Source organism: Pseudoalteromonas phenolica, from assembly GCF_005876835.1.
GTDB classification, from domain to species: Bacteria; Pseudomonadota; Gammaproteobacteria; order Enterobacterales; family Alteromonadaceae; genus Pseudoalteromonas; species Pseudoalteromonas phenolica_B.
The window spans coordinates 1-201 of the sequence record NZ_PPSW01000071.1 but is presented as its reverse complement, the minus strand read 5'-3'; the positions used below and the strand labels follow the sequence as shown (position 1 = coordinate 201).

1 tRNA gene is annotated in these 201 nt (G+C 43.8%); it reads left to right on the top strand.

Annotation, left to right across the window (positions count from 1 at the left end):
• The first annotated feature begins 29 nt into the window (after nucleotides 1-29).
• Nucleotides 30-105: transfer RNA gene (locus C1E24_RS20675), tRNA-Gly, on the top strand.
• Nucleotides 106-201: the final 96 nt, after the last annotated feature.

The following is a 201-nucleotide window of genomic DNA, read 5'->3' as shown; positions in this document are numbered from 1 at the left end:
TACCAACAACATAGAGCTAACTATGGAATGCGGCACTAGCTCAGCTGGTAGAGCGCGACCTTGCCAAGGTCGAGGTCACGAGTTCGAACCTCGTGTGCCGCTCCAAATTCTTAATCTTGTTTTACACAAGTTAATTAGTGTTTAACTAATTATATGCAGTACTAACTCAGCTGCTAAAAACCTCGGGTTATCTATGGGATG